General features: G+C 63.1%; 17 protein-coding genes. 9 read left to right on the top strand and 8 right to left on the bottom strand.

The window, feature by feature from the left end:
- Nucleotides 1-43: 43 nt before the first annotated feature.
- The 5 genes from NCR34_RS20950 to cyoA form a co-directional block, all read right to left on the bottom strand.
- Nucleotides 44-571, bottom strand: a complete 528-nt coding sequence (locus NCR34_RS20950) for a 2,4'-dihydroxyacetophenone dioxygenase family protein (RefSeq protein ID WP_175945816.1) — start codon at nucleotides 569-571, stop codon at nucleotides 44-46.
- A 163-nt stretch (nucleotides 572-734) separates the two neighbouring features.
- A complete protein-coding gene (gene cyoD, locus NCR34_RS20945; RefSeq protein WP_248324489.1) occupies nucleotides 735-1067 on the bottom strand; it encodes a cytochrome o ubiquinol oxidase subunit IV in 333 nt (110 codons plus the stop codon).
- Nucleotides 1067-1672, bottom strand: a complete 606-nt coding sequence (gene cyoC, locus NCR34_RS20940; protein WP_248324488.1) for a cytochrome o ubiquinol oxidase subunit III — start codon at nucleotides 1670-1672, stop codon at nucleotides 1067-1069. The genes cyoD and cyoC overlap by 1 nt, the downstream gene beginning before the upstream one ends.
- Nucleotides 1673-3682: a cytochrome o ubiquinol oxidase subunit I gene (gene cyoB / locus NCR34_RS20935; RefSeq protein ID WP_248324487.1), complete on the bottom strand. Its 2010-nt coding sequence runs from the start codon at nucleotides 3680-3682 to the stop codon at nucleotides 1673-1675. It abuts the gene before it with no gap.
- A 3-nt stretch (nucleotides 3683-3685) separates the two neighbouring features.
- Nucleotides 3686-4570 (bottom strand): ubiquinol oxidase subunit II, encoded by an 885-nt coding sequence (gene cyoA / locus NCR34_RS20930; RefSeq protein ID WP_248324486.1) that lies wholly within the window; start codon nucleotides 4568-4570, stop codon nucleotides 3686-3688.
- On the opposite strand from cyoA, the gene NCR34_RS20925 reads away from it, so the two are divergent.
- From NCR34_RS20925 to NCR34_RS20900, 6 genes are all read left to right on the top strand, one after another.
- Nucleotides 4537-4833 carry a hypothetical protein gene (locus NCR34_RS20925; RefSeq protein WP_250501038.1) on the top strand — a complete coding sequence of 99 codons (297 nt, stop codon included), beginning with the start codon at nucleotides 4537-4539 and terminating at the stop codon, nucleotides 4831-4833. The genes cyoA and NCR34_RS20925 overlap by 34 nt on opposite strands.
- Nucleotides 4834-4982: 149 nt before the next feature.
- Nucleotides 4983-5726: a PA3715 family protein gene (locus NCR34_RS20920; RefSeq protein WP_248324485.1), complete on the top strand. Its 744-nt coding sequence runs from the start codon at nucleotides 4983-4985 to the stop codon at nucleotides 5724-5726.
- 237 nt (nucleotides 5727-5963) lie between these two features.
- On the top strand, nucleotides 5964-6302 hold the full coding sequence (locus NCR34_RS20915) for a LuxR C-terminal-related transcriptional regulator (RefSeq protein WP_248324484.1): 339 nt from the start codon (nucleotides 5964-5966) through the stop codon (nucleotides 6300-6302).
- A 62-nt stretch (nucleotides 6303-6364) separates the two neighbouring features.
- A complete protein-coding gene (locus NCR34_RS20910) occupies nucleotides 6365-7570 on the top strand; it encodes an NAD(P)H-dependent flavin oxidoreductase (protein WP_250501031.1) in 1206 nt (401 codons plus the stop codon).
- Nucleotides 7571-7711: 141 nt separating this feature from the next.
- Nucleotides 7712-7933 carry a DUF3079 domain-containing protein gene (locus tag NCR34_RS20905; RefSeq protein ID WP_250501030.1) on the top strand — a complete coding sequence of 74 codons (222 nt, stop codon included), beginning with the start codon at nucleotides 7712-7714 and terminating at the stop codon, nucleotides 7931-7933.
- 130 nt (nucleotides 7934-8063) lie between these two features.
- Nucleotides 8064-8495, top strand: a complete 432-nt coding sequence (locus NCR34_RS20900) for a hypothetical protein (RefSeq protein WP_248324481.1) — start codon at nucleotides 8064-8066, stop codon at nucleotides 8493-8495.
- A gap of 25 nt (nucleotides 8496-8520) precedes the next feature.
- Here the strand turns inward: NCR34_RS20900 and NCR34_RS20895 are convergent, their stop codons facing one another.
- A complete protein-coding gene (locus NCR34_RS20895; RefSeq protein ID WP_248324480.1) occupies nucleotides 8521-8823 on the bottom strand; it encodes a hypothetical protein in 303 nt (100 codons plus the stop codon).
- 205 nt (nucleotides 8824-9028) lie between these two features.
- On the bottom strand, nucleotides 9029-9307 hold the full coding sequence (locus tag NCR34_RS20890) for a hypothetical protein (RefSeq protein WP_248324479.1): 279 nt from the start codon (nucleotides 9305-9307) through the stop codon (nucleotides 9029-9031).
- 434 nt (nucleotides 9308-9741) lie between these two features.
- Between NCR34_RS20890 and NCR34_RS20885 the strand changes: the two genes are divergently transcribed.
- Complete coding sequence (locus NCR34_RS20885) at nucleotides 9742-10800, top strand: NAD(P)-dependent alcohol dehydrogenase (protein WP_175945842.1); 1059 nt, start codon at nucleotides 9742-9744, stop codon at nucleotides 10798-10800.
- Between the two features lie 14 nt (nucleotides 10801-10814).
- Nucleotides 10815-11633, top strand: a complete 819-nt coding sequence (locus NCR34_RS20880) for a helix-turn-helix transcriptional regulator (protein ID WP_248324478.1) — start codon at nucleotides 10815-10817, stop codon at nucleotides 11631-11633.
- 6 nt (nucleotides 11634-11639) lie between these two features.
- On the opposite strand, the gene NCR34_RS20875 is transcribed toward NCR34_RS20880, so the two are convergent.
- Nucleotides 11640-12074 (bottom strand): DUF2000 domain-containing protein, encoded by a 435-nt coding sequence (locus NCR34_RS20875; RefSeq protein ID WP_248324477.1) that lies wholly within the window; start codon nucleotides 12072-12074, stop codon nucleotides 11640-11642.
- A 203-nt stretch (nucleotides 12075-12277) separates the two neighbouring features.
- On the opposite strand from NCR34_RS20875, the gene NCR34_RS20870 reads away from it, so the two are divergent.
- Nucleotides 12278-13618, top strand: coding sequence for a glycosyltransferase family protein (locus NCR34_RS20870; RefSeq protein ID WP_248324476.1), 1341 nt, complete (start codon nucleotides 12278-12280; stop codon nucleotides 13616-13618).
- Nucleotides 13619-13624: the final 6 nt, after the last annotated feature.

The raw sequence follows: 13624 nt of genomic DNA, 5'->3' as shown, positions 1-13624 counted from the left end.
CTTATGATGGTTTGGTTATGCGATGGACGAACTAGAGGATGAATTAGCGGATGAACTGATCGACGAAATCCGCGCCCAGCCCGACCGCTTCATAGTGCTTGCGGCACATGTCGACCTTGGTGAACACGTCTTCGTAGCCGGTGTAGTTGCCGTACGGATCGCAATAGAACATCACGCCGTTCACCTGAAAGTAGGTGATCATCTCTTCGACGTCTTCCGGCACGTAGAGCGTATGCGTTTCGCCGGGCGGCTCGAAGACATAGCTGCCTTCGGTGGCGACCCAGTCGTGCTCCAGATAGCGCCAGCGGCCCTTGAGCACCATGCCGTGAACGGCCTGCGGATGACGATGCCGCGAGAGCACGCCGGACTTGCGCACGCGCAGCAGGTTCATCCAATAGCCGGTGGACACGTTCAGACAAAGCGGGCGGAACCAGACGTTCTCGGCTTGCGGAACCCATTCGCGCTCGTCGGTCGGTATCGCATGACCGATCACGATTTCCTTCTGCGCTTCTTTGGGATTGGGGAATTGGTACGGCGTCATTGCGTCCGCCGACGGTTTTGGCGCGGGCATCGCGTCTCCTGTGTCCATAATGTGGATCGTAAAATCAAATTATGGACAAATGGTCGCGCCGCTTTGAGGAATTGTCAAGATTTGTCAGCGGCCGCAGAAATCGACGGACGAAAAAAAGCGGGCCCGGAAACCGGACCCGCTTCTTTCACCGATGCGTTCAGCGTTATCGCGCCATCATCAGCATGTGGACGTTATGCATGACCCACACCGTACCGACGACGATCACGAGCGACATCAGGATCGTGTAGGCAAACGACAGGGCGTGCCAGCGTTGTCCCTTCGACGTGTTCACGTGCAGGAAGAACACCACATGGACCACCATCTGAACGGCGGCCAGCACCGCCAGCCACACGATGCCTTGTTCGCCCGACACCTTGCCCGCGGTCACGAGCCAGAACGAAGCCACCGTGAGTACCACGGCCAGCACGAAGCCGACGAGATATCCGCCTACGGTGACGTGCGGAATATCGCTATGCGTTGTATGCGTATGAGCCATTAGACGACGCTCGCAAGGTAGACGAAGGAGAACACGCAAATCCAGACGATGTCGAGGAAGTGCCAGAAAAGGCTGAGGCAGGCGAGCCGGCGGATCTGGCGTTCGTTCAGCTCCGGCTTCTGCATGATTTGCAGCGCCAGCACGACGAGCCACACGAGGCCGAGCGTGACGTGCAGACCGTGCGTGCCGACGAGCGTGAAGAACGACGACCAGAACGCGCTGCGCTGCGGACCCGCGCCCTCAGCGATGAGATGCGCGAACTCGTGCACTTCCAGCCACAGGAAGCCCGCGCCCAGCACGAACGTGACGAAGAGCCACGCGAGCACGCCGCCCGTCTGCTTGCGATGCGCCGAGATCATCGCGAAGCCGAACGTCAGGCTGCTCGTGAGGAGCAGGCCGGTTTCGATCGCGACATCGCGCAGGTTGAAGAGATCCCTGGCCGTGGGGCCGCCCGCGAACTGGTTCGCCATCATCGCGAAGGTCGCGAAGAGGGACGCGAACAGCACGCAGTCGGTCATCAGGTAGGACCAGAAGCCGAACACCGAGTGAGACGGCTGGTGTTCGTGCTCGTGCGCGTCATGCGCGGAAATCGTCGATTGCGACATTTACAGCACCTCCAGTTCCATTTCGCGCCCCGCGCCGGTCTTGGCGGGCGACTTCGGCGGACGGTTCCGCTCTTCGGTCGCCTTCACCGTGGCGGCGGGGATGATGTAGCCGGCGTTCTCGCCGAAGCTGTAGCCGATCACGACCGCAGCGACGCCGATCAGGCCGACGATAGCCAGCCACCAGATATGCCAGATCGCCGCGAAGCCGAACGCCAGCGCGAACACGCCAACGAAGAAACCGGCGCTCGTGTTCGACGGCATATGGATGTCGCGGAACGGACGCGTTTCGACGCGGTTCGTTTCCTTCGCGTGGGCGAAGTCGTCGAGTTCACGGACAGCCGGCACATGCGCGAAGTTGTAGACCGGCGGCGGCGAGCTGATCGACCATTCGAGCGTGCGGCCGCCCCACGGATCGCCCGTGACATCGCGATAAGCCGGCTGATTGCGGCGAATCACGCTCACGACGATCTGCGCAACCTGGAACGCCACGCCCAGCGCGATGATGCCGACGCCGCACGCCGCGACCACCAGATACGGCTGCCATGCGGGATTGTCGTAATGGTTCAGGCGGCGCGTCATGCCCATGAAGCCGAGAATGTAGATCGGCACGAACGCGACGAAGAAGCCGACGAACCAGCAAACGAACGCGTTGCGACCGAGCTTTTCATCGAGCTTGAAGCCGAACACCTTCGGCCACCAGAACTGCACGCCCGCGAAGTACCCGAACACCACGCCGCCGATGATGGCGTTATGGAAGTGAGCGATCAGGAACAGGCTGTTATGCAGCACGAAGTCCGCGCCCGGGATCGCGAGCATCACGCCCGTCATGCCGCCGAGCGTGAAGGTGATGATGAAGCCGATGGTCCAGAGAACCGGCGTGGTGAACTGCACGCGGTCGCGATACATCGTGAAGAGCCAGTTGAAGATCTTCACGCCCGTCGGGATCGAGATGATCATCGTCATGATGCCGAAGAAGGCATTGACGTTCGCGCCCGAGCCCATGGTGAAGAAGTGGTGCAGCCACACGAGGAACGACAGCACCATGATGCAGCACGTCGCCCAGACCATCGTCTTGTAGCCGAACAGCGGCTTCTTCGAGAACGTGGAAACGACTTCCGAGTAAATGCCGAACGCCGGCAGAACCAGGATGTAGACCTCGGGGTGGCCCCAGGCCCAGATCAGGTTCAGATACACCATCGGGTTGCCGCCGGCATCGTTCGTGAAGAAGTGCATGCCGAGATAACGGTCGAGTCCGAGCAGCGCGAGCGCGACGGTCAGAATCGGGAACGTCGCCATGATGAGCACGTTCGAGCAGAAAGCCGTCCACGTGAACACCGGCAGCTTCATCCACGTCATGCCGGGCGCGCGCATCTTCACGATGGTCACGAAGAAGTTCACGCCGGTGAGCAGCGTGCCGACCCCGGACAACTGCAGCGCCCAGATGTAGTAGTCAACGCCGACGCCCGGGCTGAACTGCGTTTCCGACAGCGGCGGATACGCGAGCCAGCCGGTCGCCGAGAACTCGCCGATGAAAAGCGACAGATTGATCAGCACCGCGGCCATCGCCGTCATCCAGAACGACAGCGAGTTGATGAACGGAAACGCCACGTCGCGCGCGCCGATCTGCAGCGGCACCACGAGGTTGAAGAACGCCACGAGCAGGGCCATCGCCATGAAGAAAATCATGATGGTGCCGTGCGCCGAGAAGATCTGGTCGTAGTGATGCGGCGGCAGGAAGCCGGGCGCGTCGAGCGCGATGGCCTGCTGCGCGCGCATCATGACCGCGTCGACGAAGCCGCGCACGAGCATAAGTCCGGCGACGACCAGATACATGATGCCGATGCGCTTGTGATCAGTCGAAGTCAGGTACTCGCGCCAGAGCCAGCCCCATTTTCCGAACTTGGTGAGAAGGGCGGCCGCACCCAGCGCCAGGACCGCCATGAGGACGGTCGCCCCCATGATGATCGGCTCGTGGTACGGGATCGCCTCAAGCGTTAATTTGCCGAACATGGCTTACCCCTTGGTTACGCAATTCGTGCCAACGGTGACATTCCCGTTGTTGTACTTGCCGACGATGTTGTTGAAGAGCTTCGGATCGACGGTCGAGAAGTAGCGGACCGCGGCCTTTTGGCTCGGGCGCGCGACGCCCGCATAGACATCCATGCTGAGTGCCTCGGGCGCGGTCTTGACCTTCTTGACCCACGAATCGAAGTCGGCCTGCGACAGCGCGAGTGCGCGGAACTTCATGTCGGAGAAGCCCGCGCCGCTGTAGTTCGCCGAGATGCCCGCGTAGTCGCCCGCGTGATCGGCTAGCAGGTTAAGACGCGTCTGCATGCCCGCCATCGCGTAGATCTGGCTGCCGAGCTGCGGGATGAAAAACGAGTTCATCACGGAGTCCGACGTAATGCGGAAGTTGACCGGCGTGCCGACCGGGAAAGCGACCTGATTGACGGAAGCGATGCCGAGATCCGGATAGACGAAGAGCCATTTCCAGTCGAGCGCGACGACTTCCACGTTGATCGGCTTGACTTCCGACTGAAGCGGCTTGTACGGGTCGAGCTCGTGGGTGGTCTTCCACGTCAGGGTGCCGAGAAAAAGGATGATGGCCGCGGGAATCGCCCATACGACGACCTCGATGGCCGTGGAGTGCGTCCATTTCGGCGCGTACGTGGCGTTCGTGTTGGATGCGCGATAGCGCCAGGCGAAGATCAGGGTGAGCAGAATCACTGGAACGACGACGAGGAGCATCGCGAAAGTCGCGGTGGCGATGAGCGAGCTTTCCGCCGCGCCGATGACACCTTTCGAATCGAGCACCTCGAGATTGCATCCCGATAAACAGACACTGGCCAACAAACCCGATAACAATGGCGCTGCTAAACGGTGAGTATTTTCATTCATTGCATTCGCTGGTTTTTTGGATCGAAGCGTCCTGGGAAGAACGCCGTTTCACGGCGTTGCGCCGCGACGCGATCATGCCACGCGACATTTATCGCGATGTTGCGAATTTATGGAATTTGGTCGTAAAACGCGGCGTTGCGACGCTGTGTCGCGCGAGCTGCGCGCTTCGAAAAAAGCGACGCTCGGAGCGTCTCTTAGCAGGGCTTTGCAACAGCGGAACTCGACATTGTGCCCGCGCCGAGCAACACATGCGAGCGTTGTGAGCTTGCCATGTCGAATGCATCAAAGTTTTGCATGGCGAAGGACTTTTCTTGTCAAATGGTGTTACGCATGGCATGAGCGAGAACGTAAGCCGTCAAAATGCGAGGCTCGAATCGCAGGCGCGAATACGCCCATGAGCCGATATCACAACATGAACAAGAAACTTATCCTCCTTGCCGCCAGTCTGCTCGCGCCGGTGCTCGCGCACGCCGGTTGCGAGGACATGATGCAGACGTGGGCGAACACGCTGCACCCCGAGAAGACGCTCGATAGCGCGCTCAGCGTCTGCGAGACGTGGCCCGCTAGCCCGGCGTTGACGCTGGCGGCGCTTGCGTTCTCCGGCGACGAGACGCAAGCAAAAGAGAACGCTGACAACCTCGAGGTGCTTGTCGCCGACACCGCGACCGGCGCGATCGTCGCGCACGTGTATCAACCGGGGGCGATACGACGAGACGCGGGCGCGTCGGCCGATATCGCGCTCGACACCGCGCCGTATCAATTCGCGCCGACGCAGCGCGCGTTCGGCGTGCGCATGAGTCTCGACGCATCGTCGGGGGCTAAGCCACATGGCGAGACATCGCTGAGTCTGTATGCATTCGACGGCGAGACGCTGCGCCCGGTGCTCGACCGACTGATGACCGCGCAGGCGAGCGGCGAATGGGACACGCATTGCGACGGCTGGTACGACTCGGTGACGCGGACGCTTTCGATGGGCGCGCCCGGCGCGGAAGGCTATGCGTCGTTGCACATCGCCGAGAAGACGGTGCATAGCACGTCGCGTATCGCCAAAGGCGTGTGTGTGAACAGGAACGGCGCGCCGAAGCGAAAGAGCTTGACGCTTGCCTATCGCGACGGGCGCTACGTTGTGGCAAAGGAATCGCATCATAACGGCTGATGCAAGATTGCAGTGCCTCATCGTTTTGTATGCGGTGCGTGCTGAGGTCAAAGCATGGTGCTACGCGCGACGCAATGCGCCGATGGCTTTCTGTTCTTCCGTGCTGTGAAGACGGCAAATGGAGAACTGCTCTTCCTGTGACGATCGTCAATGAAAGCGAATTCAGACGGGTTGTCGACGCTAATGGTCAGGGCTACGATCTTGAGGACATGGGCAGATTCGCGGTGCGCCGCTGTCGTGACGCTTGCGGTATCGAATGACGTCAACGAGTCGACAGTCGCGCTGCGCGAAGGCGATTGCGGCTATCTGCTGAGGCGCATCAAAGCCGAGGCGGCGGCGTCCGATCCGTTTACGTCGCGCAAGCAGGACATCATTCGCGAACTCTCGCGCAGGGCGAGCAACGAGGGGAATGCGCCCACCCGCTCGCCGGCCGAGAGCACTGTGAAGATTCACGTGCGAAACATCTTGCGCAAGCTCAACTTCACGAGTCGCGTCCACGTCGCGCTCTATGCCGCGGGACACGACGCCGACCGATCGGACGCGGCCACCGCGCCGATCTCCTACGAAACATCATGAAACGCCGCGAGAACTTAGCGACGTATCGACGGCTCTTGCCGATCACATCAGGCAGTCACATCATGAATCGAAATCAAGCTGGAATCGAAACTCCGAGCGCGGGAAAGAACGCATTCGCGCCGCTCGTCATTCGCGGGCGCAGCGTGCTGCCGATCGTGCAGGGCGGCATGGGAGTGGGCATTTCGGCGCACCGGCTCGCGGGCAGCGTGGCGCGAGAAGGCGCGGTGGGCACCATCGCGAGTATCGACCTGCGCCATCATCATGCGGATCTGCTCGACATGTGCCGCGCCGATCCGTCGCGCGAGACGCTGGAGCGAGCGAATCTGTCCGCGCTCCGACGCGAGATTCGCGGCGCGCGTGAACTGTCGGAAGGTCGCGGCATGATCGCCGTGAACGTGATGAAAGCGGTCAGCGCCCACGCCGACTACGTGCGCGTGGCGTGCGAGGAGCGCGCCGATGCCATCGTGATGGGCGCAGGCTTGCCGCTCGACTTGCCCGACCTCACGCAAGGCTGCGATATCGCGCTGATCCCGATTCTCTCCGACAGCCGCGGCGTCGCGCTCGTGCTGAAGAAGTGGATGAAGAAGGGACGCCTGCCGGATGCCATCGTGATCGAACATCCGGCGCATGCCGGCGGACACCTCGGCGTGAACGACGTTTCCGACATGGACAACGAGCGTTTCGGGTTCGCGCGCGTGCTCGCGGAACTGGAGACGGTATTCGCGTCGCTCGGACTGGCGCGTGCGGACGTGCCGGTGATCGTCGCGGGCGGCATCAACAGCCACGAAGCCGTGCGTACGTGGCTCGCGGCCGGCGCGAACGGTGTCCAGGTCGGCACGCCGTTCGCGGTGACGGAGGAAGGCGACGCGCATCCCGAATTCAAGCGCGTGCTCGCGCAGGCGACGCCGGACGATATCGTCGAGTTCGTCAGCGTGACCGGCCTGCCCGCGAGAGCCGTGAAGACGCCGTGGCTCATGCGCTACTTGCGCAACGAAGAGCGCATTCGCGCGAAGATCGGCGCACGCAAACAGACGTGCCCGACGGCGCTCGAATGCCTGAGCGCGTGCGGACTGCGCGACGGCATCGAGAAGTTCGGGCACTTTTGCATCGACACGCGACTCGCGGCGGCGCTGCGCGGCGATGTGGGCAACGGCTTGTTCTTCTGCGGACGCGAGAAGTTGCCGTTCGGCGCGGCCATCCGCAGCGTGCGGGAACTGATCGAACTGCTGCTCACCGGCAGCACGCAGGCGGCGGTCGCTGCCTGTTGACTAGCGAACGGCAGGCGTTCATAAGGAAGATGAGCAAGCCGCCGTCCGCGCACGTTCGAAATCGTCCTATTGGCTGGCTGTCGGGCGCGTCGTAGCCATCTTGGAGCGACGACCCGCAGCTGACCAAGGACCAAAGAGAGCATGGCAAAGCGATTTCCCCTTCAACCCGGGCACCCGGAACGCAATTGCTGGGGCTGTGACCATTACTGCGGAGCGGATGCGCCGCGTTGCGGAAACGGATCTAGCCGCACGCAGCATCCGGCAGCACTGTTGGGCGAGGACTGGTACACGTTCGGTGATTGGGGGCTGGACGTTGTGGAGGACGCAACGTCCATCAAACCCGCCGTGGCCAATTCCCGCTGACACTCGCCTCGACGCGTAAACGGAAACGCAGCGACCGCCAACCCGCGCGTCGAATTCGGCCTTCTCCTAAGTGCCGAGCGTCACCGCGTGCCTAGAATTTGGGCAACTCACATCACCCGTTGCCACCGTCATGCGCACGAAGCTCGAATTCGAAACCCCGGAAGGCCGTCTGTCGCTGTCGATCGACGATGTTCAGTTCATGGCCTATGACGCCGGCGAAGCTACATTACGATCGATGCGTCATTTCATCGAGCGCATGCGGTCGATGGGGCTCGGCCAACTCGCCGAAGCGCACGCGCGGTTGATCGCGCAGAACAAGCTTCATGTGATCGAACTTCGCGAAGCACGTCATGACGCCGAGGCGCTCCTCGCGTGCGGCGCAATCGGCGAGGCGATCGAAGACAAAATCACGCCTCGAATCGAAATGCTTCGCGAGGACATTGCCCAGACGCATGCGCAACTGCGCGCGAGCGTCGAACGGCTGGCCGCGCTCTCGGCGGCTTGTCATGAGGCGTTGCAGCAGATCCCCGGCTACCGGCCGCCTAGCCGCCTGCGCGACTGATCGCCGACGCACGCCGAGCGCACATCTATCCGCCCGAATACTTGCGCAACAGCGCGCTCACATCAATTCGCTGCCCTTGCAGCAACAGCAGCCGCGCGTGCAAAACGAGGTTCTCGATTATGAGCAGCGCCGTGGTGAGCATGTAGGTGAGGTTCACATCGCCGGGATTGAGCCCGCTTGCCTGCAGGCTGCGATGCCTCTCCAGAAGCGAAGTCAACACGAGACCGCGCAGTTCCGGCTCGCCGAACGGCAGGTCGCCATAATCGACGGGATCTTCACGTTCCAGTTCTTCGAGCAGCCCTGTCAATTCGCTGATGGTCACTTCCATGGCGTCTCCGGCGAGCGGTTGCGTGGATGGCGGACAGCGTCTTCATGATGCCACGTCACAACGGAGCGTGTGTTGCGGTGGTGGGCGCGCCGGTTCGCGCACGAAGCTCATCGAAGCGGAGAACGCGAGTTGCATCGGACGCCGCCTCAACGTGCGGCCGTCTCGATCCACCATTTCGCATGCAGGCGCAGTCGGCACCGCTCTTTCAATGCGCCACCGCCATCGCCTTTTCCAACGCCGCCATGCCGAACCGCTGCATGATGAAGCTTTGCAGCACCAGGTAGAGATCCGACTCGCGCGGTCGCGTGCCCCATCGGCTATTGCCTGCGACCGACGCAACCGTGAACCACGAATGCGGCGGAAAGAGCTCGACGCGCAACACGTCGCGGTCCAGAATCCGCAGCCGTCCCGTGTCCGGGTGGAACTCGGCGCTGACTGCGCCGGTCGGCAAGTCGATGCTCACCGTCATTGCATTCGCTTTCATCGTCGTGGCCCCCTCGTGTCGCGTGTGTTGCGCGTATTACGCCGGCCGCTGCATGGCGTCCGGCTCTCTCTCGATCGTAGGACGCACATGACGAGCGCCACTGTCTTGCGCCGCTCGCAACGCGCCGTATTGGCTCCCGCGCGACGACGAAACGCGACGCCCCCGCGCCGCGAAATCGCGCCGACTACCGCGGATTCCATCGTCTCAGCAAAGATATTCCGATAGGCATACAGTAACGAGGCTGCGCGCCGCCGCCGAAGTATCGGCGGGATCGGCAAGAACGGAGCAGCAGCCCGGGAGCGCGGTGGCGAGCGTTCGCTGCCACACATAAAAAGCCCGCGCGACCCGTGCGCACACGTCTTTTTAGCCGCGCCTTCCCACTGCGTGAAGGCGCCGGCACCCTGTCCACGCATCAAGATCAAGAGGAAGCGACCATGTTCAAAGCCTATTCCTATGCAGCGTCCGCAGCCGACAAGCCGCTCGGCCCGCTCGAGATTCAACGCCGCGATGTCGGCCCGAACGACGTGCGTATCGACATCCTCTTCTGCGGCGTCTGCCACTCCGATCTGCACATGGCGCGCAACGAATGGGGCGGCACCAACTATCCGGTCGTGCCGGGGCACGAGATAGTCGGGCGCGTGACGGAAGTCGGCTCCGACGTGACGAAGTTCAAGGCGGGCGACCTGGCGGGCGTCGGCTGCATGGTGGACTCGTGTCGCGTCTGCGAGGCGTGCAAGGAAGGTCTGGAGCAGTATTGCGAGAGCCCGGAAAGTTTCGTGCAGACCTACAACTCGCCGGACAAGAAGTCGGGCGGCGTGACGTACGGCGGCTATTCGACGTCCATCGTCGTCGATGAAGCCTTCACGCTGCGCGTTCCCGAGAATCTCGAACTGGCCGCGGTCGCGCCGCTCTTGTGCGCGGGTATCACCACGTACTCGCCGCTGCGTCACTGGGGCGTGAAGCAAGGCGATAAGGTCGGCATCGTCGGTCTGGGCGGCCTCGGCCACATGGGCGTGAAGCTGGCCGCCGCGATGGGCGCGCATGTCGTGCTCTTCACGACCTCGCCGAGCAAGATCGAGGATGCGAAGCGTCTGGGCGCGCATGATGTGGTCGTGTCGAAGGACCCGGACCAGATGGCCAAGCACGCGAACAGCTTCGATTTCATCCTGAACACGGTGGCCGCTTCGCACGATCTCGACCAGTTCATCACGCTGCTCAAGCGCGACGGCACCATGACGCTCGTGGGCGTGCCGGAGCACCCGCATCCGTCGCCGTCGGTGATCAACATGATCTTCAAGCGCAGGTCGCTGGCGGGCTCGCTCATCGGCGGCATCGCGGAGACGCAGGAAATGCTCGATTTCTGCGGCAAGCACGGCATCACGTCCGATATCGAGATGATCCGCATGGACGAGATCAACACCGCCTACGAGCGCATGTTGAAGAGCGACGTGAAGTACCGCTTCGTGATCGACATGTCGACGATCGAGCGGTAACCGAGCGCCGGCGAATGTCCACGAACGCCCGTCCCACGTCCGACACGCACATCTGGCACGCGCCCGATCTCGGCGCGGAACTGCTGCGCGGGCGCTTCGCGGACTTCGCCTACGACGTCCACGCGCACGAGACCGCGTGCTTCGCGCTGCTCACGGGCGGCGCGATTCGCATCCGCATGCGCGGCACCGAGTTCGTCGCGCGGCGCGGCGATCTGTACGCCATCGACGCCGACGAGCCGCACGCCGGCTGGCCCGTCGACGGCGACGGCTGGACGCAGCGCACGCTGTACGTGGACGTCGCGCATCTGCTGGAGTTGACCGGCGAGAAGCGCGCGGGCGGGCTCATCGGTCCGATCATCCGCGATCCGGTGTTGAGCATGGCGCTTCAGGACGTGCATCGGTCGTCGGAAGTGCGCGGGTCGTCGCTGTATCGGGACGAGCGGTATTTGTCGTTCGCGGCGCGGCTCGCGCAACGTCACATGAAGCAGAGCACGGCGCCGCGCGAAACGAGCGAGCCGCGCGCCATTGTCACGGCGCGGCGCTTTCTCGAAGATCGTTTCGCCGAGCCACTGCGTCTGCATGAGATTGCGGCGGCGGCCGACTTGCCGCCGTATCGCCTGTTTCGCGCGTTCAGTCGTGAAACCGGCATGACGCCGCACGAATACCAGCGGCAGGCGCGCGTGCGCCGCGCGATGGCGCTCATCCGGCGCGGCAATGCGCTTTCCGATATCGCTGCTGAAACCGGCTTTGCGGATCAGGCGCATCTGACGCGCACGTTTCGCCGCATGCTCGGCGTGACGCCCGGCGCGTACAAGGCGGCGACGCGCGGCTGACGCGCATCACTTCAATAGGCCGAGATTCGCGACGGCCTTCGCCACCGGCTTTTTGTCGCCGATCAGCGCGACGCCCACATAACGCAGCGCATCGGTCGCGACCGTGGCGACGGCGTCGCGGAAGGCGGCGTAGTCCGTGGTCTGCTGGCCCTGCTCGGGGAACGCGACGACATCGCAATCGGCCGCGAGCGCTTTGCCGCGAATCGTCGCGAGTTCGTCCTGACTGGCCGCGAGCACCGCGATGCCAACCGGAATCAGCCCCGGATGCGCCACGCCGGACGCATCGACGAGCGGTTCGCCGACGAGCGCCGGGTGCCGCTGTCCGATGGTCAACGCGAGCACCGCCGCGGCGTTCGCGGCTTTACCGGCTGGCAGCGCGCGGTCCACCACGATCACGCAGCGTTGCGCTCGCGCGCTGGTTTCTGTCGTCTCGTTTGTCATAGATTTCCCCGTTCGGTTGGCAGAAAGTGCAATTGTCGAGGCGCGCCCGTGCGGCGTCTTGAATCCTGTTGCACGCGCGGACGATGGCAAGCGAAACGGGAGCCGCATCGCTCATGCAGCGTGAAACAAAGTGTCCAGCCGCTTGCCCGCGCCCTGAATGCGAACGCAGAATCGGTGATTGCCTGCACCTTCATCGAGCCTTCATGACGACCCGAGTCATCAGTTTCTTCACGAGCCGGGACGCGCACGCGTCGTTCGAGAACCATCGGCGCTATTGCGCGCATCGCGGTTACGCGCATGAGTTCGTGGATGCGAGCGGCATCGGCTGGACGCATCTGCGCATGCTGCTGAAGTTCCAGACGCTCTTGCGCGCGCTGCGCGCCGCTGCCGACGGCGACTTCGTGCTGCTGCTCACGCAGGACTGCCTCGTCGTGAGCGATATCGCCTGCGAAACGCTGATAGCGAACGCTGAACGCGACGCGTTGATTGTCTCGATGGGCGACGCCGAAGGCGATACCGTGATTGGCGCGTTCCAGCTTTGGCGCAGTACGCCTGCGTCGCGCGCGCTTGCCGAACGCCTGTGCGCGGGCGCGCGCTTCGGCGGCGCGCTCGCGAGCGAGTCGGCGCTCTTGCGCATGACGGCGCCGCTCGGCTACATGACGCAGATCGACGGCGTGCATGCGGTCGTCCCGGCGGCGTGGCATATCGATCCGCTGTGGGCGCGGGTGCGCGTCTTCGCCATCGCGCTCGCCGATATTCCCGACGCGCCGCCGAACGAGCCCTTCCACGCCGGTCTGCGCGATCTGATCGCGTCGCACGTGAACGCGTGTGGGGCGAAGGGCGAGGCGTATCTGACGCTGCCTGCTTCAGATATCGCGGAGGACGCCTACGAGGCGCTGCGTCCGGATGCGCGCATCGCGCTTGCTATGCTCTACACGCCGAACATTCGCGCGTATGGCGCGATCGCGGAGCGCAATCTGCGGCGCTACTGCGCGCGCCACGGGTATGCGTTGCATCTTTATCGCGATATCCCGGCCGAATCGCCGCACGGCGCGAGCGGCAACTGGCTGAAGCCGTGGGTGCTGCGTCGCCATTTGCCTCAGCACGAATGGGTGTTCTGGATCGACGCGGACGTGCTCGTGATCGACCAGTCGATGCCGCTGGAACGGCTGCTCGACAACCGCGACCGCCTGATCGCGATGGACATGAGCTGGCAGTTCAACTCCGGCATCATGGGCTTTCGGCGCACGCAGGCGAACTTCGACGTGCTGGGCGAAGTGGAGCAGGCGATCGGCGGCGTGGCGGACAAGTCGTCGACGTACGCGAGCGGCGGCGATCAGGACACGTTCATCAGGGTGCTCACGCGTCACGACATGGCAGGCGATGCGGAACTGGTCGACTGCATCACGCTGAACACGCCCTATCAGCTTCAGCGCGCGGACAGTTTCATGGTTCACTACATGCACATGTGGCCGTCGCTGCGCGCGCTCGCCATGTATCACGGCGACCTCGCCAGTCAAATGCTGACCGAGCGCCGCCCATAGCGGCGG

This window comes from Caballeronia sp. GAWG1-5s-s, assembly GCF_023631445.1.
Taxonomy (GTDB): Bacteria; Pseudomonadota; Gammaproteobacteria; order Burkholderiales; family Burkholderiaceae; genus Caballeronia.
This window is presented reverse-complemented; position numbering and strand designations above follow the sequence as displayed.